Here is a 23,663-nt window from a genome sequence, read left to right on the forward strand (position 1 = left end):
ATTCCAAAGCGCGGTGCCCTCGTCGCCCTGCTGATGTTGCTGTTCCTGGCCGGCGCTCCAGTGCTGGCGCAGGAGCCGGCCGACCTGACACCTGACGCCCGGGTAGCCCGGGCCGAGGCCACGCTGAAGTCCGCGCGGGCCTCGCTGGAGGACGCCGAAACGCCCGATACGCTTGCCACCCTGAGCGAGCGGGCGAAGGCGGCCAAGGACGATGCGGACGCGGCCGCCAAAGCGCTGCAGCCGCAGCTGGACCAGCTCAACGAGCAGCTGGCGCCACTGGGCGAGGTGGCCGAGGGCAGCACGGAAGCACGCGAAGTGGCGGTGCAGCGCACCAGCCTGACCAAGCGGCGGAACAGCATTGACGGCACCCTCAAGCGGGCCGAGCTGGCGGTGGTCAACGCCAACCAGCTGGCTGCGGACATCGAAAAGCTGCGCGCCAGCCAGTTCAGCGAGGAGCTGGGCCGCAAGGTCGCCTCGCCGCTGTCGCCGGCCTTGTGGAGCCAGGTGGCCGCGACCGCGCCGGCCGATACCACGCGGGTGCTGGCGCTGTACCGGTTGGGCACCAATGCGGTACGCGATGCGTTGAAGCGTGAGGGCGGGGGCCTGCCGCTGCTGGGCCTTGGGGTATGCCTGGTGCTGTTCTTCCCGGTGCGGCTGTGGCTGCGGGCGCTGGGGCGGCGTTATGCGGCCGCCGAGAACGCGCCGCAGGGTCGCCTGCGCCGGACCGGCCTTGCGGTCTGGCTGCTGGTGGTGGGCACGGCGATGCCCGGGTTGGCGGCCTGGGCGCTGGTGGCGGCGATGGACGCGGTGGGTGCCATCCCGCCGCGCCTGCAGACCGTTTCCAACTACTTCCTGGGGGCCACCTGCTTTGCGGCCTTCATCGTGGCCTTGAGTGCCTGCCTGCTGGCCCCCAAACGACCGTCGTGGCGCCTGCTGGACCTGGACGACACCGCAGCGCGCAACCTGCGCAAGTACGCGTGGAGCGCGGCGGCGGTGAGCTGGATCAGCATCATGCTGGCGGCGGTGGATCGTGCGGCGCGCACCAGCGAGATCAACACCATCGCGCTGGACGGTGTGATCGCGCTGATCTACCTGTGCCTGATCATGGCGATGCTGGTCACGCTGTCCCGGTTGCACCGGCGGCAGACCGCCGAGGCCGCCGAGCGCGCTGAAGCGCAGGCGGCCGATGCACGCGCCCGTGGCCCGGCCCACCGCAGTGGCTGGATCGTGCTGACCCGCGTGGCCGGCAACGTGGTGGTGGCCGCGGCGATCATCGCCTCGCTGTTCGGTTACCTCAATTTCGCCAAGTTCGTGACCTCGCAGCTGGTCTGGGGCGGCATCGTCGCGCTGACCACCAGCCTCCTGCTCAAGTTCGCCGATGATCTGTGCACCTGGATGCTGCATCCGGACAGCCGCATCGGCCGCACCGTGGTGCTGACCACCGGCCTGAGCGCAGCACAGGTGGAGCAGGCCGGCGTGCTGCTGTCGGCCTTCAGCCGCATCGTGCTGGTGCTGCTGGCGCTGCTGATCTTCACTGCTCCGTTCGGCAATGTCGGGTCGGTGCTGGGCAGCGTGGAGGCGCTGTCGAAGGGCATACCGATCAGTGCAGAGATCACGCTGCGGCCTGGCAAGATTCTGCTGGCCATCGTCGTGCTGCTGGCCGGCCTGGCCCTGATGCAGGCGCTGCAGCGTTGGCTGATGGAGACCTATCTGCCGAAGACAGAACTGGATTCGGGTGCGCAGAACTCGATCAGTACCGTGGCCCGCTATCTGGGCATCATCCTTGCCGTGTTGTGGTCGCTGACCGCGTTGGGCATCGGCTTCGGCCAGCTGGCGCTGGTGGTCAGCGCGCTGTCGGTGGGCATCGGCTTCGGCCTGCAGGCGATCACCCAGAACTTCGTCTCCGGCCTGATCCTGCTGGCCGAGCGGCCGGTGAAGATCGGTGACTGGGTGAAGATCGGCGACCAGGAAGGCGACATCCGCCGCATCAACGTGCGCTCCACCGAAATAACGGTCGGCGACAAGTCGACCTTGATCGTGCCGAACTCGGAGCTGATCACCAAGACGGTGCGCAACATGACCATGGGCAGCGCGCAGGGCCGGATCCAGATCCAGTTCACCCTGCCCTTGAACGCGGACGTGGCGGCGGTGAAGCAGGTGCTGCTGGATGCCTACACGGCGCATTCCAGCGTGCTGTCCGACCCGGCGCCGTCGGTGTTCATCGACTCGATCAGCGGCGGTCAGGTGGCGATCAACAGCTTTGCCTACGTCTCCAGCCCGCGCCAGGTGTACGGCACGCGCAGCGACCTGTTCTTCAGCCTGCTGCAGGAACTGGCGGCCAGAGGCATCGCGTTGTCCTCGCCGACGGACATCCACCTGGTGCGGGATCCTGACACTGATCGAGTCGGCTGAGCAGGAGCAACGTCTACAGCCGGAGGGCTATGTGTAGGCGGGGTGGGTTGGCGGGGGACGGCAAGGGCCGCATCCATGCGGGCCTCGTCTCGCACCATCCATGGCGCTCAACGCCCCCGCCAACCCACCCCGCCCCGCCTTTGACAGCTCCATGGTGGCCTTGGACATGCGGTTCTGGTGGCGCCGACCCATGTTCGGCGGATTCGTGGGGCAATGGGGTCCAATGGTCTCCGCCGACCATGGGTCGGCGCTACCGCTTTTAATTCTTTTCTATGCGCGGGTGGCGGCCACCGGAACCTGTCAGGGGGTCGGGCGGTGGGGCTGGGCGGGGGCGTTGAGCGCCATGGATGGCGCGAAACGAGGCCCGCAGGAGCGGCTTTTGCCGTCCCCCGACCAGCCTCACCGCCCGGCCCAGACCAAGGCTGCTGCTTTCAAGCCACCCGCGAGGGGGTCTCACCCGTTCGACCCACTACCCACGCGGCCGCCGCGACGGCACCAGCGCAAACGTATCCACCGCCAGCTTCTCGGCATGGTTCAGCCACGCCCGGATCTCCAGGTCATCCACCTCATGGTCCAGGCCGAAGCTCAGATTGATGCGGCCACTGGCATCGGGCTGCACCCATTGCTGGGCCAGCACCACCTGCCGCTGCGATGACACCGCTTCGATCCAGAAACCGCGCTGCGGCTGCGTACTCGCCACCAGTTCCAGCATGTACTGGCCGGCGCGCGTGCGGCGGCCCTTGTCGGTGATCATGTGCGCCTGGCGCACGCTGGGGCGCGGACCCTCGAAAGCGTCCAGCGCGGCATCCACCTGCACGCCGCCGCGCAGTTCGTCATCGCGGTACAGCTTGATGCCGTTCTCGCGGTTGACCAGCAGCGCGCACCAGTCGCCATCGGCGGAACCGTCTTCAAAGGCGGTGCAGCGGTCCACGTAAGCCAGCGTGCTGTCCTTGTCGGCCTCGTCGAACTGACGCGAGGTGTTCTCCAGGTAGACCGACTTCAGGGCCCAGTCCTTGTCGTACTCCAGCAGCACCGGCGGCTGCACGTGCTGCACACCGACCACCACCTGGTTGCCCTCGTCGATGCGCAGCTCGCGGGTGGGTTCGCCCAGCCACAGCGAACGGGCGAAGGCCAGGTATTTGGGGTAGTCGCGGCCGTTGTCCTTGCGCGCAGCCACGCTGGCGCTGGCCGGACGCTGAGGATCCAGCAGCGAGCGGCCGAAGCCGATGCGCTGGATCGAAGGGTCCAGCAGGCTCAGCAGGGTCGCGCCGCTGTCCAGCGTGGTAGCGTCGTCCACCTGCAGCTGGCGCGGTTCAATGCCGTTTCCCACGAACAGCAGAAGGTTCTCGCGCTCCTGCCTGGCCAGTACGTGGCTGAGGTCGTTGGGCATGGCCAGGTGATCGGACGACACCACGATCAAAGTGTCCTTGCCATACGGGCTGGCCTGGATGCGCGCGACCAGCTGGGAGATCAGGCGATCGGTGCACTTGAGGGCATTGAGCAGGCCGATGTTGCCGTGCTCGCTCTCATAGCGCTCGTTGCGGCACGACACCGGCAGGTGGCCCGCGGGATGATGGGTGTCCATGGTCAGCGTGGTCAGCATGAACGGCTCTTTTCCACGCGAGAGCTGCTCGAAGCGGCGATACGCGGTGTCCAGCAGCACGTCATCGTGCACGCCCCAGGCCGAGTAATGGATGCGACCGACCTTCTTCTGCTGCTTGAACCACGCCAGGTCATGCACTTCATCGAAACCGTGGCTGGCCAGGAACTGGCCCTTGCCGGCGAACTGCCCGTTGGCGCCACCGAGGTAATGATTGGTGTAACCCTGCTGCTTCAGGTAATCACCCAGGCACACGGCCTTGGGCAGGAAGCTGCCCATGCGGTCCATGCTGTTCTCATCGCCCTGGGCGGTGGTCAGCGGCACGCCGCACATCGAGGAAACCAGCCCGGCGATGGTCCAGCCGCTGCCTTCCGGTGAATCCAGCCCGCGCACGTCGAGCGAGCGCGCCGCCAGCTTGTTGAGGTTGGGCATCAGGCCGGGGAAGACCTTCTCGTCCAGATAGGTACGTTCCAGGCTTTCGCCGTAGATCCACACGATGTTGCGCGGACGCTGCAACGGCTGCGTGGGCACCTGGTACTCGGGCGCGATCCCGGCGAAATCGACCGGGCGCAGCTGGTAATACAGGCGCTGGCCATCGGCGAACAGCGGGCTGATGAATACCGCCAGCACCCACACACCGGCGAAGCCGACGAACAGTGCCCGGCCGTTGCCTGGGCGCTGCCAGCGCTTGATGCGCACCAGCGCCAACGGCAGCAGTGACACCAGCAGCAGCGCGATATAGCCGGCGATGACGCGCTTGAAATCGGAGACACCCGCGCCTTCCATATCGGCGCCGAGGTGGTACAACGTGGCCGCATTCAGGCCGTCGCCGGACAGCTGGTCGATCACCCACCAGCTGCTCAGTGCGACCAGCAGGACCGAAAGCAGGCCGGCCTTCCACCACAACCACTTGCTGGAAACCAGCAACAGCCAGGCAAGCACGAACAGCGTAAGCAACAGAATCCAGAGCATGGGCGTATTCGGCAGTGACGGAGGTGGTGATGGACGTCGTACCGACGCGTGTCCATCCGACCGGAACTGCCAAGCACATCTGCATGACAGCCCGATGACCGGATCATGCCTGCACGAACCTGACTGAAATGTTTGTTGAAAACGACGATCGCGGCGATGCCGTCAGCTTTGTGCAGCGTGCGTGAGTGCGTAGTGTCGAGCTTGCTCGACACACGCTACCGGTGGCCGCGCTCTTCGCGGGCGCGTGCGCGGCGGTCGAACAACAGCGCACTGGTGATGATGCCCAGGCCCAGGAATACGCCGATGAGCATCAATATCATCGCGATGGCCGGATACCCGAACAGGTGCACGCCGTTGTCCACCTTCATCATCAACGCCGACGCCAGGATCAGCGCGGCAGTGACGATGCCGGCGGACACGCGGTTGGCGATCTTCTGCAGGTTTTCCATCAGCCGCGATTCTTCCAGCCCGGTCACCTTCATCTGCAGGCGGTTCTCGGCCAACAGCGCCAGGATGTCAGTCATCTTGCGCGGACCGACCCGCAGCAGTTCCTGCACTTCCATTGCTTCGCTGGCCAGGTTGGCCGCCGACAGCGATTTCTTCAGGCGCGCGCGCATCACATGCTGCAGCTGCTTTTCCACGATGCGCCGCGTATCCAGCGTCGGCGACAACAGCCGGCACACGGTTTCCAGGTTCAACAGCGCCTTGCCGATCAGGCTCAGCTCCGGCGGCGTGCGCAGGCCGCTGGCGGTGGCGATGCGCACCATGTCCAGCACCACGCGGCCTTCGGAATAATGGTTGCTGGCGGCGTAGCGGGCGATCATCTGCCCGGTCTCGCGCAGGTAACGTTCTTCTTCGAACGATTCCAGCCGCGTGCTGATGGCGATGATCTCATCGGCCACTTCCTCACCGCGTCCGTCCACGGCGGCAAACAGCACCTTCAGCAAGCGCTCGCGCAGCCGCGGCGGCATGTGCGCGACCATGCCGAGGTCGAAGATCGCCAGGCGGCCATCATGGGTCACCCGCAGGTTGCCCGGATGCGGATCGGCATGGATTTCGCCGTGCACGAAGATCTGGTCCAGGTAACCGCGGATCAGCGCGGCCGCCAGCGGATCCATCGATTGTTCGGTGCGGCGGATGTCCGGGATCATGTCCACGCGCACGCCGTCGGCCAGCTGCATGGTCAGCACGCGATGGCTGCAGTAGTCCCACACCGGCTGCGGTACCCACAGCGGCTTGAAGGGGCGCAGGTGCTGGCCGAAGCGCTGCAGGTTCTCCGCTTCGGCCTGGTAGTCCAGCTCCTGCATCAGGGTCTTGGCGAACTCGTTGAGCCAGTCGCGCAGGCGCACCCGGCGGCCGACCTGGGTCAGGTGATCGGCGGCCAGCGCGAAGCTGCGCAGCGCTTCCAGATCCGAACGCAGCTGCGCGGCAACCTCCGGCTTCTGCACTTTCACCGCCACTTCGCGGCCATCGCGCAGGGTGGCGCGGTGGACCTGGGCGATCGATGCACAGCCCAGCGGCACCGGATCGAAGCTGGCGAACAGGGTGGACACCGTGGCGCCCAGCTCCTTTTCGATGATGGTGTGGATGCGTTCGACCGGGATCGGCGCGACGCTTTCCTGCATCCGTTCCAGCGCCGTGGCGAACTCCACCGGCACCATGTCCGGACGGGTGGACAGCATCTGGCCCAGCTTGACGAAGGTCGGGCCGAGCGATTCCAGATCGGTGACGAACTGCTCCGGGTTGCCGTCCGGCGGCACGTCGGGGGCGCCAGCGGCTTCCAGGTTCATTCCGGAGAAAACGCCGGAATTGCGATAGCGCATCAGCAGGCGGAGGATCTGGCTGCGACGGTTCATGCCGGTGATCAGGGGCGGGTTGGCGGGCGCGGCAGACGGGTTGTTCAAGCAGGACTCCGCGACGGTACGGGAGGCCCAGTGTGGCTGCGCCCAGGTAGTGGAGTGGTGAATCCGGACGCCGTCTTTCAGGATTCACGCCTTTTCGGTCAGAATCCAGCCTCGACCTCCCTTCCAACATGGACCTTTCATGGCCGGCGCCAGCCTGTTCACCCTGCTCGATGACATCGCCACCCTGCTGGACGATGTGGCGGTCCTGACCAAGGTCGCGGCAAAGAAGACCGCCGGCGTGCTGGGCGATGACCTGGCGCTCAACGCGCAGCAGGTCACCGGCATGAGCGCCAACCGCGAACTGCCGGTGATCTGGGCGGTGGCCAAGGGGTCGCTGGTCAACAAGCTGATCCTGGTGCCGGCGGCGCTGGCGATCAGTGCGCTGGAGGCCTGGCTGAAGTCGCGCGGCTACAACGTGCCGCTGATCGTGCCGCTGATGATGCTGGGCGGTGCCTTCCTTTGCTACGAAGGCGTGGAGAAGCTGGCTCATCGCTTCCTGCATCCGGCCGAAGAAGATGAGGCCAAGCAGGCGGAGCGGCGCCAGGCGCTGGCCGATGAGCAGGTGGACATGGTCGCCTTCGAGAAGGACAAGATCAAAGGCGCGATCCGCACCGATTTCATCCTGTCGGCCGAGGTGATCGTGCTGACCCTGGGCGTGGTGGTCACCTCCGGCGCGGCATTCACCCAGCAGCTGCTGACCCTGAGCGTGGTGGCCGTGGCGATGACCGTCTTCGTCTACGGGCTGGTGGCCGGCATCGTCAAGATCGACGACGCCGGGCTGTACCTGGCCAGGAAGGGCGGCGCGGTAGCGGCCTTCGGGCGCGGCATGGTCGCCAGTGCGCCATGGTTGATGAAGTTCCTGTCCATTGCCGGCACTGCCGCGATGTTCCTGGTTGGTGGCGGCATCCTGGTGCACAACGTGCCGGCGCTGCACCACTGGGTGCTGGAGCATGGTGGTGAAGGGCAGTGGGCGTGGCTGGTCAACGCGCTGGCGAACGTGGGCGTGGGCGTGGTGATCGGTGCGCTGGTGCTGGGCGCGGTGATGCTGGTGCAGAAGCTGCGCGGCAAGCCGGCGCATTGACGGACAGGTGGCCTTGGTGGGTGACGACCGTTGGTCGTCACGCTTCCGAGGATCGAAGGCTGTGACGACCAACGGTCGTCACCCACCGGGAGCAGTCGTCACCCACCGGGAGCGGCCGTCACTACCGGGCGGTCATTACCCTTCAGCCGGCCTGCACGCGGTTGCGGCCCAGCCGCTTGGCCGCGTACAACGCTTCGTCGGCGCGTCGCAGCAGCGACTCTGCGGTATCGCCGGCGCTCCACTGCGCCAACCCGGCGCTGAAATGCACCGGAACGCGCTGGTCCTGCACGTTCAACACGCGCTGGGCGAATGAACGCTGCAGGCGCTGCAGGGTCGACATGCTGTCTGCACCGGGGGTATCGGGCATGACCAGCACGAACTCGTCGCCCCCGAGCCGCGCCACGTTGTCGCTGGCACGCAGCAGCAGTTGGCAGACACTGACGAAATGCTTGAGCACGGCGTCGCCGCCGGCGTGGCCGAACTGCGAATTGGTCTGGCTGAACTCGTCCAGATCGATCACCGCGACCGCCAGCGCGGTGCCGGCCCGGCCCGAACGTGCCAGTTCGGACTGCAACAGCTCGTCCAGTCCACGGCGGTTGAGCGCGCCGGTCAGCGGGTCGGTACGGACCAGGTCGGTCACCTCGCGCAGGTCCTGTTCCAGCTGGGCGATGCGCTGTTCGGCCACTTCCACTTCCAGCCGTGCGTTGGCCAGGTGGTCGCGTGCCTGCGCAGCCTGCTGCTGCACCCGGCCGGTGTCCTGCAGCACGCCCTGCAGCAGCTGGTTGAGGTCGGCGATGCTGCGTGCTTCACGCAGCGCCAGGGCGTAGCTGCTGATGCGGTCGTGGTACTCGCCGGTGCTGTTGGCCATGCCGTCCAGCTGTTGCACGAAGTCGCCCATCAGCCCGCGCATGGCGGCCTTGGATTCGCTGATGCCCTGCTTGAGCAGGCCCTGCTTGTAGATCACCTGGCGCAGTTCACTGCGGGTCCGTTCGACCGCCGCGGTGTCCAGCGGACCGGACAACAACTGGCGCACCGCGTCGATCTGTCCGTGCAGCCAAGCCCCGTCATCGAGCAGTTCGCTGATGTTTTCCAGCAGCAGGTCGAACAGGCCCAGCAGCAGCTCGTCGCGTTCCTGCCAGGCCTCGCTGCGCACGCCGATCTGGTGGCCCAGTTCGCGCTGGCCCTGTTCCAGCGCGTCCAGCGGCTGGCCGGGCTGCCATTGCTTCCAGGCGGCGGCCTGCGCCACGGCCTGTTCGCGCAGCTGCGGATCGTGCTGCAGCAGGCCGGCCACGGTGATGCCCAGCACCTGGCGCAGCTGTTCGCGCAGGCGATCGCCGTCGGGCGGCGCATCGGGGGCGTGCAGTTCGATGGTGCGGATGTATTTGTCGATCAGCTGGCGCATCGCGCGGCCGTAGCGTGGCCAGTCCGCATCGGCCTGCGCCGACTGCAGGCGGTCGCCCATGTCGCCGAGCTCGCCGGGCAGGGTCGCCATGCCATCGGCAAAGGCCGCCAGCAGGGATTCGGGGTGTGAGGCGTGCGCGAACAGCTGCTGCAGGCTGAGTCCGTTGCCACCGCGGGTCACCGCGCGGGGACCGTCGCCACCCACGGCGGCCGCACGGACCAGCGCCAGCGGTCCAGGCTGGGCGCCGGGGGCGGGGCGGGAGTCACGGCGGTCCGTCATGCAGGAGTGTCCGGGGGAGGCAAAGGCTGGTGACAGCATATCGGCGCGGCCGTCGTTGGCTTTATACCCGTCCAGCGTTCACGATGGGGAAAATCAGCCAGGGGAGAAGGCGATGCGGGTAATGCTGTTGGGCGCGAGCGGACTCGTAGGGAGCCAGGCACTGGCGTTGTTGCTGGACGATCCCCGCTGCACGGGGCTGGTTGCGCCGAGCCGGCGGCCGCTGCAGGCGACCGCGTCCAAGCTGGACAATCCGGTGCTGGATTTCGAGCACCTGCCCGGCACCGCGCCTTGGTGGGCGGTGGATGCGGTGATCTGCGCGCTGGGCAGCACGATGGCCCAGGCCGGCAGCCGCGAGGCCTTCAAGCGCATCGACCACGATTACCCGTTGACCTTCGCCGGCCAGGCCCTTGCGCATGGTGCCGGCACCTTCGTACTGAACTCCGCGGCGGGCGCGGATGCGGGATCGCGGATCTTCTACAACCGGGTGAAGGGGGCGCTGGAACAGGAGCTGCGCGGGCTGGATTTCGATTCATTGACGCTGGTGCGGCCCGGGCTGATCGGTGGCCAGCGTGTGCACAAACGCACCGGTGAACAGCTGGCGCTGCGGGTGCTGGGCGTGCTGGGTCCGCTGTTGCCGCGCGGCTGGCGAATCAATCCGGCGGAGAACATCGCGGCCGCGCTGGTGGATGCCGCATTGGCACCGCGCCCCGGCGAACACGTGGTCAGCGCCGCTGAGCTGGCCTGAGCACGTGTGGGTGACGACCGTTGGTCGTCACCGTCTCGGCCGGGCTGTGACGACCAACGGTCGTGACCCACAAGGGCCGTCATTACCGCATCAGTTGGCCAGCGCCAGGTCGTCCATCATCGCGCGCAGGAAGCGGGCGGCTTCGCCGCCGGTGGCCACGCGGTGGTCGAAAGTGACCGACAGCGGGATCACCTTGTGCGATTCCACGCCGCCCATTACCGGAGTCATCTGGTAGCGGGCACGCCCGGCACCGATGATGGCTACGCACGGCGGCACCACCACCGGGGTGGCGTAGCGGCCGGCGAACATGCCGAAGTTGGACAGCGAGATCGTGTAGCCACTCAGTTCCGAGGCGGCGATCGAACGGGCTTCGACCTGCTCACGCAGGCGGTTGACGCCTTCGCGGATCCCGCGCGCATCGAGCATGTCGGCGTTGCGCAGGGCCGGCACGAACAGGCCCTCCTCGGTATCCACCGCGATGCCCACGTCCACGTGCGCGTGCAGGGTGCGGGTCAGCGCTTCGCCGTCGAACCAGGCGTTCATCGCCGGGACCTTCTGGCAGGCGACCACGATCGCGCGCACCAGGCGGGCGGTGACATCGTTGCCCGGCAGCCACGCATGCAGATCGGCATCGTCGTTCAGCGTGGTCGGCACGACCTTGCTGTGCGCATCGGCCATCACCCGCGCCATGTTGCGACGTACGCCCTTCAGCTGCTCCGGCTGGCCCTTGGCGGACACGCCCGGCGGCTGGGTGCGCATCGGCTTGCCGGCGGCCGACATCGGCGCGCGCGGGCTTTCCACGCGTGCCGGTGCCGGTGCGGACACCTGCGCGGCCTGCGGTGCCGCCGCTGCAGTCGGCGTAGCGCCGACCTTGGCAGTGCCATCGGTAGCAGCCTGTTTGACGTCGGCCATGGTGACCGCGCCATCGGTACCGCTGGCGCGCACGCGCGACAGGTCCACGCCCAGCTTGCGCGCCATCGCACGCACCGCCGGCACGGCCTTGACGCCGCCGACAGCGACCGCTTGTTCGGCGTGCACGGTGTTGGAGCTCTGCATCGCGCCGACCACGGTGCCGGCGTCATCGCGCTCGCCGGCGTCCTTGATCTCGCCGCCTTCATCGGAGGCCACCACGGCATTGGCCTGGGCCGGCGCCGGCTGCCCGGTGCTCGGCGTCGCCGCCGGTGCGGCGTGGCCGTGGCTGTGGCCGGTGTCCTGGCCGTCCGCACGCTGCGGCAGGTTCGGGTCCAGTTCGAAACTGGCCAGCACAGCGCCGGTCGGGATGATGTCACCGGCCGCGCCGGACAGCTTCAGTATCCTGCCGGACACCGGCGAAGGCACTTCCACCACGGCCTTGGCCGTCTCCATCGATACCAGCGGCTCATCCAGGCGGATGGTGTCGCCTTCCTTGACGAACCATTCCACGATGGTGGCGTCCGGCAGGCCTTCGCCCAGGTCGGGCAGGTTGAAATTCTTGGTCTGGCTCATGTGCAGTTCTCTTCCAGCAGTTCCAGTTCGTGGGCCGGCAGCCAGCCCGTCGCGCCATTCGCGCGCTCGGACCACCACCAGCCCCCATGTTCATGATGCAGCCGTACCATCTCGCCGTTTTCCACGTCCAGCTCGCGGGCGTCATAGTCACGCAGGGCTTCTGCGTGGCCATCGTCCAGCAGCTGCAGCCAGGCGACCGGCGCCCAGCCTGCGCCACCTTCGCGGGTGCGCACCCAGGCGAATGCCGGCCATTCCTCGTCGCGCACACCGACCTCGACGATCTGGCCGGTGCGCAGCCGGAGCGGGTTGGGGTACTGGCTGCGGTACGGGCCGAGAAGACGGGCCCGCATGTCAGCCTGCCGCAACGGCGCGCTTGGCCGCCGCCACGATCCGCTCCACGCTGGGCAGGTACTTCATTTCCAGGCGGAACAACGGAATGTGGGTGTCATAGCCGGTGACCCGCTCGACCGGTGCCAGCAGGTCGTACAGCGATTCCTCGGCCAGCCGCGCGGCGATCTCCGCGCCGAAGCCCGCGGTCTTCGGGGCCTCCTGCACGATCACGCAGCGGCCGGTCTTGGCCACCGATTCGGCGATGGTGGCGAAGTCCAGCGGGCGCAGCGTGGCCACGTCGATGACTTCGGCACTGATGCCTTCGCCGGCCAGCTTGTCGGCTGCTTCCAGTGCTTCCTTCACCTGTGCGCCCCAGGTCACCAGGGTCACGTCGGTGCCGTCGCGCAGCACGAAGCAGACGTCCAGCGGCAGCGCTTCGCCATCGTTGGCCACCACTTCCTTGTACTGCCGGTAGATGCGCTTGGGCTCCATGTAGATGACCGGATCCGGTTCGCGGATCGCCGCCAGCAGCAGGCCGTAGGCGCGCTGCGGCGAGGACGGCAGCACCACGCGCAGGCCGGGCACGTTGGTGAAGATCGATTCGTTGGCTTCGCTGTGGTGTTCCGGGGCCCGGATGCCACCGCCCCACGGCACGCGCAGCACCATCGGGCAGTGCAGGCGGCCACGGGTACGGGTACGCAGGCGCGCGGCATGGCAGATGATGTGGTCGACCATCGGATACATGAAGCCGTCAAACTGGGCTTCTGCGATCGGCTTCATGCCCTGCGCGGCCAGGCCGATGGTCAGGCCGGCGATGGTGGTTTCATCCAGCGGAGTATCGAGGATGCGGTTGGCGCCGAAGCGCTGCTGCAGGCCGGCGGTGGCGCGGAACACGCCGCCGTTGACGCCCACGTCCTCGCCCAGCACCAGCACGGATTTGTCGTGCTCAAGCTCCCAGGCCAGCGCCTGGGTGATGGCTTCGATCAGGGTGATGGGGGTGCTGGTCATGACCGTGTCTCCACCGGCGACAGCGGCGCTGTCGGCGGCATTGGTGCGGGAAGCAGGAACGCCGTGCTTGATGTCATCCATGACGCTGCTCCAGGGCAATGGCGGCAGCGCGCTGGGCCAGCAGGTCCGGTGGCGGATCGGCATACAGGAAATCAAACATCGCTTCGACCGGCTGCACCGGGGTGTTGAGGTACTGGTTCACGTCCTCGTCCACGCGCGCGCCGCACTGCTCGATCCAGGCCTTTTCTTCGGCTTCGCTCCACACGCCCTGGTCGGTCAAGTATCTGCGCAGGCGCAGCATCGGCTCCAGCAGCCAGGCATCCTTCACTTCGGCATCGTCGCGGTAGCGGCGCGCGTCGTCGGCGGTGGTGTGGTCGGACAGGCGGTAGGTCATCAGTTCCAGCACCGTGCCGCCGTTGCCGGACAGGCCGCGCTCGCGCGCCTGTTCCATCGCCGCCAGCACTGCGATCAGGTCGTTGCCATCCACCTGCAGGCAGTGCAGGCCACCGGCCAGGCCCTTCTGCGCCAGCGTTTCGGCACCGGTCTGGGCCGAACGGGGCACTGAAATGGCCCAGCCGTTGTTGACGATGCACAGGATCAGCGGCAGCTTGTAGGCGCCAGCCGAATTCAGTGCCGCGTAGAAGTCGGTCTTGGAACTGCCACCGTCACCGCACACCGCCACGGCGATCTGCTTCTCCTCGTTGAGCTTGAACTTCAGCGCCGCACCGGCCGCGTGCAGGCACTGGGTGGAAATCGGCACGCAGAACGGGAAGTCCTTGGCCGCATTGCCGCCGTAGTCGTTGCCGCGCTCGTCGCCGCCCCAGTACATCAGCACGTCGTAGGGGCGCACGCCGCGCATGAACATGGCGCCGTATTCACGGTAGCTCGGCGCGAACACATCGCCGGGATGCATGGCTGCACCGATGCCGACATGTGCCGCTTCGTGGCCCAGGCAGGCGGCATAGGTGCCGAGCTTGCCGGTGCGCTGCAGGGCGATGGACTTGCTGTCGAAGACGCGCACGTAGAGCATCTGCTTGAACAGCGGGACCAGCACCTTGGGATCCCGCAGCGAAGCGGGCAGGTCATCGCGGACGAGCTTGCCGTCTGCGTTGAGGTACTGGAGGTATTCGATCTTGAACTCAGCGGCAACTGTCATTGCGGACTGCACCTTCGACAGGAAGTTACAAATGATATGAATCGCCATGTTAAGGACGGCGTATGAAAAAGCTGTCCTGCGGCGCAGCAAGGGTTTCCCCGGCCAGGCTCCTGCCGGCGGGTAGGCGGCCCGTGACAGCAACGTATTCAGCCGTTGCTGCAGAGCACCAGAATACGCCCGTGAGGGCGGGGATGGGACCCTCCGGAAGCGGTTCCACGCGCCGGGATGCGGGTTTGTGCGTTCCACGGGCCCTGTGACGACCAACGGTCGTCACCCACCGAAGGCAGCGGCCCACGGTCGTCACCCCGCCGCAGCCAACGGCCCAGGGTCGTGCCCCACCGAAGGCAGCGGCCCACGGTCCTCCCCCCCCCGCGCCGGCGATCTGCGGTCGGCCTGCTACGCTTTCTCTTTTCAGCCGGTCCCGCCCCATGTCCGTCGACAACAACCAACGTGATCTCGAAGCCGGCATCCTGACCGACCTGCAGGACCGGCTGACCTATGGCGGCTACCTGCGGCTGGACCAGCTGCTCGCCGCGCAGCAGCCGCTTTCCAGCCCGCCGCACCACGACGAGATGCTGTTCATCATCCAGCACCAGACCTCCGAGCTGTGGCTGAAGCTGCTGGCGCACGAGCTGGGCGCGGCGATCGGCTTCCTGCAGCGTGACCAGGTCTGGCAGTGCCAGAAGGTGCTGGCGCGCAGCAAGCTGGTGCTGCGCCAGCTGACCGAGCAATGGTCGGTGCTGGAGACGCTGACGCCGTCCGAGTACATGGGCTTCCGCGATGTGCTGGGCCCTTCCTCCGGCTTCCAGTCGCTGCAGTACCGCTACATCGAGTTCCTGCTGGGCAACAAGAACGCGCAGATGCTCAAGGTGTTCGAGCACGACGAAGCGGGCCAGCAGCGGCTGCGCCAGGCACTCCAGGCGCCGAGCCTGTACGAGGAGTTCCTGCAGTACCTGTCGCGCTTCGGCCACGACATCCCGGCGCAGTACCTGGACCGCGACTGGTCACTGCCGCACGTGGCCGACGATGCGCTGCACCCGGTGTTCGAGCGCATCTACCAGGACACCGACCGCTACTGGCGCGAGTACGCGCTGTGCGAGGACCTGGTCGATCTGGAGACGGCCTTCCAGCTGTGGCGGTTCCGCCATATGCGCACCGTGATGCGGGTGATCGGCTTCAAGCGCGGCACCGGCGGTTCGTCCGGGGTGGGCTTCCTGGCCAAGGCGCTGGAGCTGACCTTCTTCCCGGAACTGTTCCAGGTGCGGACCACGCTGGAGGGCTGAGCCGCCGGCGTCCCCCATTCAGATTGTTGCAGTTGCAAGTTCCGCGACCGGGCGGTGACCTGCTTCGATCGGTGTGTATTTGACGTGAACGCCAGAAGTCGGTGATCCTCGCGCGTTAGCTCGGCACAGCGGACGTGCCTGTCATCCACCGAACCAGGAATCCCGCATGAGCCTGAACGCCACTGCGAATACCCCCGAACCGGCCGTGCCGGAATTCAAGACCACATTGGGCCACCCACGCCCGCTGTGGATGCTGTTCATGACCGAGTTCTGGGAACGTTTTGCGTTCTACGGCATCCGCTGGGCACTGGTGCTGTACATCGTGTCGCAGTTCTTCAACGGCGATGCCGGCGGTGAAGCCGCGGCCAGCCGCACCTACGGCGCCTACCTGGCGCTGGTGTACGCAGCGGCCATCTTCGGCGGCTACATCGCCGACCGCGTGCTGGGCTACCAGCGCTCGATCCTCACCGGCGCGGTGATCATGGCGGCGGGCCTGTTCATGATCTCCCTGCCCAACCACCAGGTGTTCGAACTGGGCCTGGCCACGATCATCGTGGGCAATGGCCTGTTCAAGCCGAACATCTCGACCATGGTCGGCAAGCTGTACGGCCTGAACGATCCGCGTCGCGACTCCGGTTTCACCATCTTCTACATGGGCATCAACATCGGCGCGATGATCGCCCCGGTGCTGACCGAATACCTCGCACGCAAGGTGTTCGGCACCAGCGCGATGCCGTCCTACAAGGTGGTGTTCATCGCCTCCGGCGTGGGCATGCTGATCAGCCTGGTGTGGTTCTACATCGGCCGCAAGGGCCTGAACGGCATCGGCGCACCGCCGGCCGGCGCCGAAGGCTATGGCCGCATCGTGATGGTCGCGGTGGGTTCGCTGGTGGCCATTCCGGTGGCGTTCTTCCTGCTCTCCACCGGCGCCACCGCGTTGGCCTGGATCCTGCTGGTGCTGTTCATCGCGCTGGCCGTCCTGCTGCTGGTCGAAGGTGTCCGCAACGGCAAGGTCGCGCGCGACCGCGTGATCGCGATGCTGATCATCTTCGCCTTCAACGTGATGTTCTGGATGTTCTTCGAACAGGCCGGCAGCTCGTTCACCTTCCTCGCCGACAACATCGTCAACCGCAACCTCGGCGGCTGGGAATTCCCGACCGCCTGGTTCCAGTCGGTGAACTCGGTGGCCATCATCACCCTGGCCCCGATCATCGCGTGGATCTGGGTGGCGATGGGCCGTGCCAATCCGTCCATCCCGCGCAAGTTCGGCCTGGGCCTGCTGTTCAACGGCGCGGCCTTCGCCCTGCTGATGTTCGCGTTGTCGCAGCTGGTCGTGGACGGCAAGATCCCGTTCTGGACGCTGTTCATGGTCTACGTGATCCAGTCCATCGGTGAGCTGTGCCTGTCGCCGATCGGCCTGTCGATGGTCACCAAGCTGGCCCCGGTCCGCCTGGTCGGCTTCGGCATGGGTGGCTGGTTCCTGTCCACCGGCATCGGCAACAACCTGTCGGGCATCTTCGCCGGCGTGGTCAGCGGTGAAGGCGGCATGACCGTGGAATCGGCGCTGAAAGGGTATACCTTCGGCTTCTGGGCGTTGATCGGTTCGGGTGTGATCCTGTTCCTGCTGGCGCCGCTGATCAACAAGCTAATGCACGGCGTCAAGTAAGAGGAAGAGCGAATGCGCAAGATCGCAGGTTGGATGTCCATGGGGGTTCTGGCCGCTGCTCTGGCAGCATGCTCGCAACCCGGTTCCGAGTCCGCCAAGGCGCCTGCGCAGCCGCTGGATACGCGTCCCACCGAGGCACCGGCCGCTGATCCCAGCGTGCCGGTGGCCTCCGGCAATACCCCGGCGGCTGCGGACATCGCGGCCATCGCGGCACTCAACGCCTCGTTCGATCCGGCCCGCGACCCGGCCGCGGACCTGGAAACGGCCAAAGTGGAGGCGCAGCGTGGCAACAAGCGCATCATCCTGGACGTGGGCGGTGAGTGGTGCCCGTGGTGCCACATCCTGGACAAATTCGTCGAAGGCGACGCCGAAGTGCGCCGCATGCGTGACGCGAACTACGTGTGGATGAAGGTCAATTACAGCGAAGACAACGAGAACAAGGCGTTCCTGTCGCAGTTCCCGGAAGTGAAGGGCTACCCGCACCTGTTCGTGCTGGACGCCGAGGGAGGCCTGCTGCATTCGCAGTTCACCGGTGAGCTGGAGCAGGGCAAGAGCTACGACCGTGCGAAGTTCCTCGCCTTCATGAAGGAATGGGCGCCGCGCTGAGGCGCGCTGCCAGGCCGCAGCGCTCAATTCCGCCACGCTGCGGCCGCTAACGCCAAGGTACCGACGCCACGCTGACCGTGGCGCACGACCTGGAGCGTCCGATGCACAGCGAGCTGATCGACCATCCCCCTGCCGACACCGTGGCACTGCCTGCGGTGGACGTGCTGATGGACGATGGCGCTGCGGTGGCTGCGGCGGCGATACCGCCCGGCACGCACAAGCTGCCCGTGGTGGCGCTGCCGGACAACCCCGCATTGGCCGCTGCGGTGCAGAAGCTGGTGGAACAGAAAGAACGCCTGGACCTGCTCGCCCGTGACCCGAAACTGGCCGGCCTGCTGCCGCCGGAATGGCTGGGGCAGGGCGGACGGGCGGTGGACGTGGCGGCCTTCGTGCAGGGCGTGCTGCCGTTCCTGCAGGCCGCCGAGCGGGGCGAAACCGCGCCGATGCGCCTGCCGCTGCGGCATGTGCTGGGCGACAGCGGGCGCTGGTCGGTGGCCGATGTCGCCGAGCCGCAGTCGCTGGCCTGGTTGCTGGCCAGCGATGAGCGCGCGACGGTCGGCAGCCGCGACCATGCCGACGCCTTGCTGATCGGCGCGTTGGGCCTGGCGTGGATGCAGGAAGGACGCAGCCGTCCGGGCTTCCTGCGCGCGATGGGCGTGGACACGCTGGCCGCGCGGACCACCATGCTCGGCTATCCGCCGCCCGAAGAACTGGCCCTGTACGAGGTCACCGCGCATGGCCGGCGCGAGGTCTGGTGCGTACACGGACGCCGCCGCCTGCGACCGCTGCCGACGCCCTGGCTGAGCGTGCCGCTGCTGGTCGCCTACGGAGTGAAGCCGCCGCAGCCGTGGCCGTCCAGCTATCCCGCCATCGAGGCGGTGGCGCGCGAGCTGGCCACTGCTCGGCAGGGCCGCGCGCTGCCGGAAATCAGCCTGCCGGTGGTGGTGCGCAAGATCGCCGAGGATGCCAACGGGGACATCTGGCAGCCGGTCAGCCTGCTGCAGCTGGGCACCTGGGTGCCGCGCTGGCCGTTCTTCCTGGCCATCTTCGTCGGCCTGCCCTCGCTGCTGCTGGTCACCGCTGCACTGGCGCTGCCGGGGGCGATCGAAGCGGCCACGGTGGCGGCCTCGCTGGGCTTCGCCGCCGGTGCCATCGGCGCGCTGGCCGCGCCCTGGGTCTACGCCCGGCGCAAGCACCTGAGCTGAGGATCGGCTCTACCTGGTGTCCAGGGCAGGCCGACGGAGTCGGCTCTACCCGACGCCCGTTCTTATTCGGCCATCCGCTGCAGGCCTTCACCGGCCAGGCGCAGGATCAGCTTTTCCAGCAGCTGTTCTTCGTCTTCGCTGAGCACGGACATCAGCTTGCGGGTGGTCTCGATGACCAGCGGGGCGATGGTCTCGTACACCTCGAAGCCGGCCGCCGACAGCGCCAGCACCGAGCGGCGGCGGTCATCGCCATGGGTTTCGCGCTTGATGAAACCGCGCTCCAGCAGGCGCGCCACCGCGCGGCTGACCGCGACCTTGTCCATCGCCGTGCGTTCGGACACTTCGCTGGCCGACGAGCCGGGGTACAGCGCCAGGATGGTGATCACCCGCCATTCCGGAATCGCCAGGCCGTAGCGGTCACCGTACAGTTTGGCGATGTTGCCACTGACCCGGTTGGAGAGCACGCTCAGCCGGTAGGGCAGGAACTGTTCCAGGTCGAGCAGGACGTGCGAGGCACGCACGCTGGTGGAAGCGGGATCGGGTGGGCTCATGCTGCGGTGCACCTTGCTGGTGGTTTCAGGTGTAACTATAAAGGGGATGTACTGGCCCTGCATTGTCGCGGGTCCCTCTGTCGCCCGCACCTGGTTTGATGCGGAAAAGATTCGGAGCCTTATGCCATGAATACCACCGTCCAGACCGCCTCGCATCCCAATCCGGGCATGCAGGTGACCACGTTTGAAAACCCGATGGGCATCGACGGCTTCGAGTTCGTCGAATTCGCCGCCCCCGCCGGGCGCGGCCAGGAGCTGCATGCCTACTTCCGCAGCATGGGATTCACCGCCGTGCTGAAGCACACCACCCGCCCGATCACCGTATACCGGCAGGGTGGCGTCAACTTCCTGGTCAATGAAGACCCGGATTCGTTCGCCGCCGACTTCGCTGAAAAGCACGGTCCGTGCGCGTGCGGTTTCGCCATCCGCTTCCAGAAGCCCGGTGCCGAGGTCTACCAGACCGCGCTGGGCAATGGCGCCAAGCCGGTCGACTTCAAGCCGGACTCCAGGGCGGTGGATGCGCCAGTGATCAAGGGCATCGGCGACTGCATGCTGTACCTGGTGGACCGCTACGGCGACGCCGGCAGCATCTACGGCGATGACTACGAAGCCATCGAGGGCGCCGACCAGGCACCGAAGGGCTTCGGCCTGACCTTCATCGACCACCTGACCCATAACCTGTACTTCGGCAACATGCAGCAGTGGTCGGACTACTACGAGCGGCTGTTCAACTTCCGCGAGATCCGCTACTTCGACATCAAGGGCCTGAAGACCGGCCTGGTGTCCAAGGCGATGACCGCCCCGGACGGCATCGTGCGTATTCCGCTCAATGAATCGTCCGATCCGAAGAGCCAGATCAACGAATACCTGGACGCCTACAAGGGCGAAGGCATCCAGCACATCGCCTGCTTCACCGAGAACATCTACGAGACCGTGGAAGCCATGCGCGAGCAGGGCGTGCAGTTCCTGGACACGCCGGAAACCTACTTCGACGTGATCGACCAGCGCGTTCCGGGGCATGGCGAGGACGTGGCGCGACTGGCCCGCAACAAGATCCTGATCGATGCCGATCCGGAAACCCACCAGCGCAAGCTGCTGCAGATCTTCACCCTGAACTGCATCGGTCCGATCTTCTTCGAGATCATCCAGCGCAAGGGCAACGAGGGCTTCGGCGAAGGCAACTTCACCGCGCTGTTCGAGAGCATCGAGCGCGACCAGATGCGCCGCGGCGTACTGTAAGCGGCATATCGCTCGGGTAAGGTAGGTGCCGGCCACGCGCCGGCACATGACGGGATGCCAGACATGACCAGCACCATCGAAGCACGCGGCTACCAGACCGGGTTCGGCAACGAGTTCGCCAGCGAAGCGCGGGCCGGTGCGCTGCCGATCGGGCAGAACGCGCCGCAGACCGTGGCCCACGGGCTGTATGCCGAACAATTGTCCGGGACCGCGTTCACCGCCCCGCGCGGCAGCAACCGCCGCAGCTGGCTGTACCGGATCCGCCCGGCGGTAACCCATGGCGAGTTCACCGCGTTCGCGCAGGAGCGCCTGCAGGGCAGTTTCCCCGGGCTGCCGGCCGCGCCGAACCAGCTGCGCTGGAGCCCGCTGCCGCTGCCCGATGCACCGGCTGATTTCGTCGAAGGCCTGTACACGATGGGCGGCAACGGCGGCCCGGATGCGCATGCCGGTGTGGCCATCCACCTGTACGCCGCCAACCGTGACATGCAGGGGCGTTATTTCTACAACGCCGACGGCGAGCTGTTGATCGTCCCGCAGCTGGGACGCCTGCGCCTGCTCACCGAAATGGGCGTGGTCGAGGTCGAGCCGCAGCAGATCGCGGTGATCCCGCGCGGCGTGCGTTTCCGCGTTGAACTGCCGGACGGGCAGGCACGCGGCTATGTCTGCGAGAACTTCGGTGCGCTGCTGAAGCTGCCCGACCTGGGGCCGATCGGCTCCAATGGGCTGGCCAATCCGCGCGATTTCGAAACCCCGCATGCGGCGTTCGAAGACCTCGACGGCGAGTTCGAACTGGTGGCGAAATTCGACGGCCAGCTGTGGCGCGCGCGCATCGACCATTCACCGCTGGACGTGGTGGCCTGGCACGGCAACTACGCGCCGTACCGCTACGACCTGCGCCGTTTCAACACGATCGGCTCGATCAGCTTCGACCACCCGGATCCGTCGATCTTCCTGGTGCTGCATTCGCCGAGCGATACCGCCGGCACCAGCAACATGGATTTCGCGATCTTCCCGCCGCGTTGGCTGGTGGCCCAGCACACCTTCCGCCCGCCGTGGTTCCACCGCAACATCGCCAGCGAGTTCATGGGCCTGGTGCACGGGGCCTACGATGCGAAAGCCGAAGGCTTCGTGCCTGGCGGTGCGTCGCTGCACAACTGCATGAGCGGCCACGGTCCGGATGCGCCGACCTTCGACAAGGCATCGGCGGCCGACCTGTCCCGCCCGGATGTGATCAAGGACACCATGGCGTTCATGTTCGAAACGCGCGGGGTGATCCGCCCGACAGCGCAGGCCCTGTCGGCCGCCCATCGCCAGGGTGACTACCAGCAATGCTGGAACGGCCTGCGCAACAACTTCCGCTGATAAAAAGGGGACGGAGGGAGTTAAGTCGTTTCCGGCACCGCCGGAAGTGACTTAACTCCCTCCGTCCCCTTTTTGAACGTGTTGAGGTGTTCATGCGGGATGACTTCCAGCAGCCGGCCGTGGACGCGTTCTGCGTAGCCGGCCGAGGTCAGGCCGGGGAGGGCGTCGAGGGCGCCCTGCATGGCGTCCACCACGTCGCCTTCCTGGCGCGCCTGCTGCAGTTCGCGCAGCAGCGCGGCGGCCTGCGGGTGGCGCTGCATTTCCAGGATGCCCAGCAGGTAGATGCGCGCGGCGGCCATCGAACGCCGGCGTTCAGCGGATGGCGCGGTCGGGGCAGCTGCCGGCGATGGCGCCGACATCGGTGAGACCGGGCGGGCAGGCGCTATCGGCGTGGGGGCTGACGCCTCCAGCACCTCCGGTGTAGTCACCAGATAGCCGGCCTGGACCAGCTGGATCACCATCGCCGGGGCATCCGCACCGATCATGGTGGTCAACGCTGCGAGGTCACGTTGGCCGTCGCAGAGGATCAGCAGGCGGCGCTGGCGCATGTCCAGCGGGGCGCGGTGGGCCTGCAGCGCGGTTCGGGCTTGGTCGGTCTTGCGCGGGAGCATGGGCGGCTGCAGAGAAGGCGGTGCAGGCCGAGCCTGAATGTCCGCCGTGAAACCATGATGACAATGCGGCGCGTGCACATCCGGCGCGGTAGCGTTCGCGCACTGCCTTCCAGGAGATGTCCCGATGAAAGCCTTCCCCGTAGCCGGCCTGCTGGCCCTGTCCCTTGCCGCCTGCAGCCAGGGCCCGGAAGCGAGCCCGGAGGCGACCTCGCCGATGACCGAAGCGGCCACCAATCCAGCCAAGGACGCCGACGTCTCCGCCGATCCCGACCTGAACAACGCCTCGCCGATCGATCCGCGGCGTGACAGCCCGGCGCGCCTGGACGGCTTCGGTGCGGTGGACCTGGGGTCGAGCCTGGACGATGTCCGCGGTCGATTCGGTGCGCCGTTGCAGGGCGACGTACCGAACGATGAATGCCATTACATCCGCCCGCAGAAGGAGTCGGCCGAAGGCCCGTTCCTGATGATCGAAGGCAACAGGCTGGTGCGCTACGACGTGCGCGGCCCGGGCATCGTCGCCCCCGGCGGCGGTCGCGTGGGCATGAGCCTGGGTGAGCTGCAGCAGCTGTATCCCGAACGCGCCGACCTGGGCCCGGACAAATACGATCCGCAGGCCCAGCACCTGCGCGTGCGTCCGGAGCAGGAAGGGCACGGCATCATCGATTTCGCGCTTGGCGCCGATGGCAAGGTCAGCGCGTGGCGGGTGGGCCTGCCGCCGCAGGTGGATTATGTGGAAGGGTGTGGTTGAGGGGTGAGGTGACCCTGT

19 protein-coding genes are annotated in these 23,663 nt (G+C 66.9%); 10 read left to right on the forward strand and 9 right to left on the reverse strand.

The genetic code is table 11. The annotated features are described in order from the left end of the window. Positions 1 to 33 precede the first annotated feature (33 nt). Positions 34 to 2,412, forward strand: coding sequence for a DUF3772 domain-containing protein (locus ACI2JH_RS03440; protein ID WP_404735498.1), 2,379 nt, complete (start codon positions 34 to 36; stop codon positions 2,410 to 2,412). Positions 2,413 to 2,881: 469 nt separating this feature from the next. Here ACI2JH_RS03440 and ACI2JH_RS03445 read toward each other — a convergent pair whose 3' ends face one another. Together ACI2JH_RS03445 and ACI2JH_RS03450 are read right to left on the reverse strand one after the other, a co-directional pair. Continuing rightward, positions 2,882 to 4,984 (reverse strand): phosphoglycerol transferase I, encoded by a 2,103-nt coding sequence (locus ACI2JH_RS03445; RefSeq protein ID WP_349998659.1) that lies wholly within the window; start codon positions 4,982 to 4,984, stop codon positions 2,882 to 2,884. Positions 4,985 to 5,199: 215 nt separating this feature from the next. Then, entirely contained in the window at positions 5,200 to 6,840 is a 1,641-nt protein-coding gene (locus ACI2JH_RS03450; RefSeq protein ID WP_182656401.1) for an AarF/ABC1/UbiB kinase family protein, read from the reverse strand. Between the two features lie 187 nt (positions 6,841 to 7,027). Between ACI2JH_RS03450 and ACI2JH_RS03455 the strand changes: the two genes are divergently transcribed. Next, entirely contained in the window at positions 7,028 to 7,969 is a 942-nt protein-coding gene (locus ACI2JH_RS03455) for a DUF808 domain-containing protein (RefSeq protein ID WP_182656255.1), read from the forward strand. Between the two features lie 142 nt (positions 7,970 to 8,111). Here the strand turns inward: ACI2JH_RS03455 and ACI2JH_RS03460 are convergent, their stop codons facing one another. Then, positions 8,112 to 9,650: a GGDEF domain-containing protein gene (locus tag ACI2JH_RS03460; RefSeq protein WP_182656254.1), complete on the reverse strand. Its 1,539-nt coding sequence runs from the start codon at positions 9,648 to 9,650 to the stop codon at positions 8,112 to 8,114. 112 nt (positions 9,651 to 9,762) lie between these two features. Between ACI2JH_RS03460 and ACI2JH_RS03465 the strand changes: the two genes are divergently transcribed. Further along, the gene (locus ACI2JH_RS03465) at positions 9,763 to 10,395 is read left to right on the forward strand and encodes an NAD-dependent dehydratase (RefSeq protein WP_404735465.1); all 633 of its coding nucleotides are present in this window, start codon (positions 9,763 to 9,765) and stop codon (positions 10,393 to 10,395) included. Positions 10,396 to 10,485: 90 nt separating this feature from the next. Here the strand turns inward: ACI2JH_RS03465 and ACI2JH_RS03470 are convergent, their stop codons facing one another. From ACI2JH_RS03470 to pdhA, 4 genes are read right to left on the reverse strand one after another with little or no spacing between them, the layout of a single operon-like run. Further along, positions 10,486 to 11,880: a dihydrolipoamide acetyltransferase family protein gene (locus ACI2JH_RS03470; protein ID WP_404735466.1), complete on the reverse strand. Its 1,395-nt coding sequence runs from the start codon at positions 11,878 to 11,880 to the stop codon at positions 10,486 to 10,488. Continuing rightward, complete coding sequence (locus tag ACI2JH_RS03475) at positions 11,877 to 12,230, reverse strand: SH3 domain-containing protein (RefSeq protein WP_042615246.1); 354 nt, start codon at positions 12,228 to 12,230, stop codon at positions 11,877 to 11,879. The genes ACI2JH_RS03470 and ACI2JH_RS03475 overlap by 4 nt, the downstream gene beginning before the upstream one ends. Position 12,231: 1 nt before the next feature. Beyond that, on the reverse strand, positions 12,232 to 13,299 hold the full coding sequence (locus ACI2JH_RS03480; protein WP_101099354.1) for an alpha-ketoacid dehydrogenase subunit beta: 1,068 nt from the start codon (positions 13,297 to 13,299) through the stop codon (positions 12,232 to 12,234). Next, on the reverse strand, positions 13,292 to 14,374 hold the full coding sequence (pdhA, locus tag ACI2JH_RS03485) for a pyruvate dehydrogenase (acetyl-transferring) E1 component subunit alpha (RefSeq protein WP_182656251.1): 1,083 nt from the start codon (positions 14,372 to 14,374) through the stop codon (positions 13,292 to 13,294). The genes ACI2JH_RS03480 and pdhA overlap by 8 nt, the downstream gene beginning before the upstream one ends. A 428-nt stretch (positions 14,375 to 14,802) precedes the next feature. Here pdhA and ACI2JH_RS03490 point away from each other — a divergent pair, with 428 nt between their 5' ends. The 4 genes from ACI2JH_RS03490 (at position 14,803) to ACI2JH_RS03505 (ending at position 19,134) form a co-directional block, all read left to right on the forward strand. After that, a complete protein-coding gene (locus ACI2JH_RS03490) occupies positions 14,803 to 15,657 on the forward strand; it encodes a tryptophan 2,3-dioxygenase (protein WP_101099295.1) in 855 nt (284 codons plus the stop codon). A gap of 166 nt (positions 15,658 to 15,823) precedes the next feature. Continuing rightward, positions 15,824 to 17,323, forward strand: a complete 1,500-nt coding sequence (locus tag ACI2JH_RS03495; protein WP_042615242.1) for a peptide MFS transporter — start codon at positions 15,824 to 15,826, stop codon at positions 17,321 to 17,323. 12 nt (positions 17,324 to 17,335) lie between these two features. Then, positions 17,336 to 17,929 carry a thioredoxin family protein gene (locus ACI2JH_RS03500; protein ID WP_404735467.1) on the forward strand — a complete coding sequence of 198 codons (594 nt, stop codon included), beginning with the start codon at positions 17,336 to 17,338 and terminating at the stop codon, positions 17,927 to 17,929. Positions 17,930 to 18,030: 101 nt separating this feature from the next. Continuing rightward, on the forward strand, positions 18,031 to 19,134 hold the full coding sequence (locus ACI2JH_RS03505; RefSeq protein ID WP_404735468.1) for a hypothetical protein: 1,104 nt from the start codon (positions 18,031 to 18,033) through the stop codon (positions 19,132 to 19,134). Between the two features lie 62 nt (positions 19,135 to 19,196). Here ACI2JH_RS03505 and ACI2JH_RS03510 read toward each other — a convergent pair whose 3' ends face one another. Beyond that, a complete protein-coding gene (locus tag ACI2JH_RS03510; protein WP_101099298.1) occupies positions 19,197 to 19,748 on the reverse strand; it encodes a MarR family winged helix-turn-helix transcriptional regulator in 552 nt (183 codons plus the stop codon). A 63-nt stretch (positions 19,749 to 19,811) separates the two neighbouring features. Between ACI2JH_RS03510 and hppD the strand changes: the two genes are divergently transcribed. Together hppD and hmgA are read left to right on the forward strand one after the other, a co-directional pair. Continuing rightward, positions 19,812 to 20,924 carry a 4-hydroxyphenylpyruvate dioxygenase gene (gene hppD, locus ACI2JH_RS03515; protein WP_182656247.1) on the forward strand — a complete coding sequence of 371 codons (1,113 nt, stop codon included), beginning with the start codon at positions 19,812 to 19,814 and terminating at the stop codon, positions 20,922 to 20,924. A gap of 63 nt (positions 20,925 to 20,987) precedes the next feature. After that, a complete protein-coding gene (gene hmgA, locus ACI2JH_RS03520; protein ID WP_404735469.1) occupies positions 20,988 to 22,286 on the forward strand; it encodes a homogentisate 1,2-dioxygenase in 1,299 nt (432 codons plus the stop codon). A 20-nt stretch (positions 22,287 to 22,306) separates the two neighbouring features. Here the strand turns inward: hmgA and ACI2JH_RS03525 are convergent, their stop codons facing one another. Next, positions 22,307 to 22,897 (reverse strand): hypothetical protein, encoded by a 591-nt coding sequence (locus ACI2JH_RS03525; RefSeq protein ID WP_101099300.1) that lies wholly within the window; start codon positions 22,895 to 22,897, stop codon positions 22,307 to 22,309. Between the two features lie 124 nt (positions 22,898 to 23,021). Here ACI2JH_RS03525 and ACI2JH_RS03530 point away from each other — a divergent pair, with 124 nt between their 5' ends. Further along, positions 23,022 to 23,645: a hypothetical protein gene (locus ACI2JH_RS03530; RefSeq protein ID WP_404735470.1), complete on the forward strand. Its 624-nt coding sequence runs from the start codon at positions 23,022 to 23,024 to the stop codon at positions 23,643 to 23,645. The last annotated feature ends 18 nt before the right edge of the window (positions 23,646 to 23,663 follow it).

Origin of the sequence: Stenotrophomonas sp. NPDC078853 (assembly GCF_044901215.1) — a bacterium.
GTDB classification, from domain to species: Bacteria; Pseudomonadota; Gammaproteobacteria; order Xanthomonadales; family Xanthomonadaceae; genus Stenotrophomonas; species Stenotrophomonas lacuserhaii.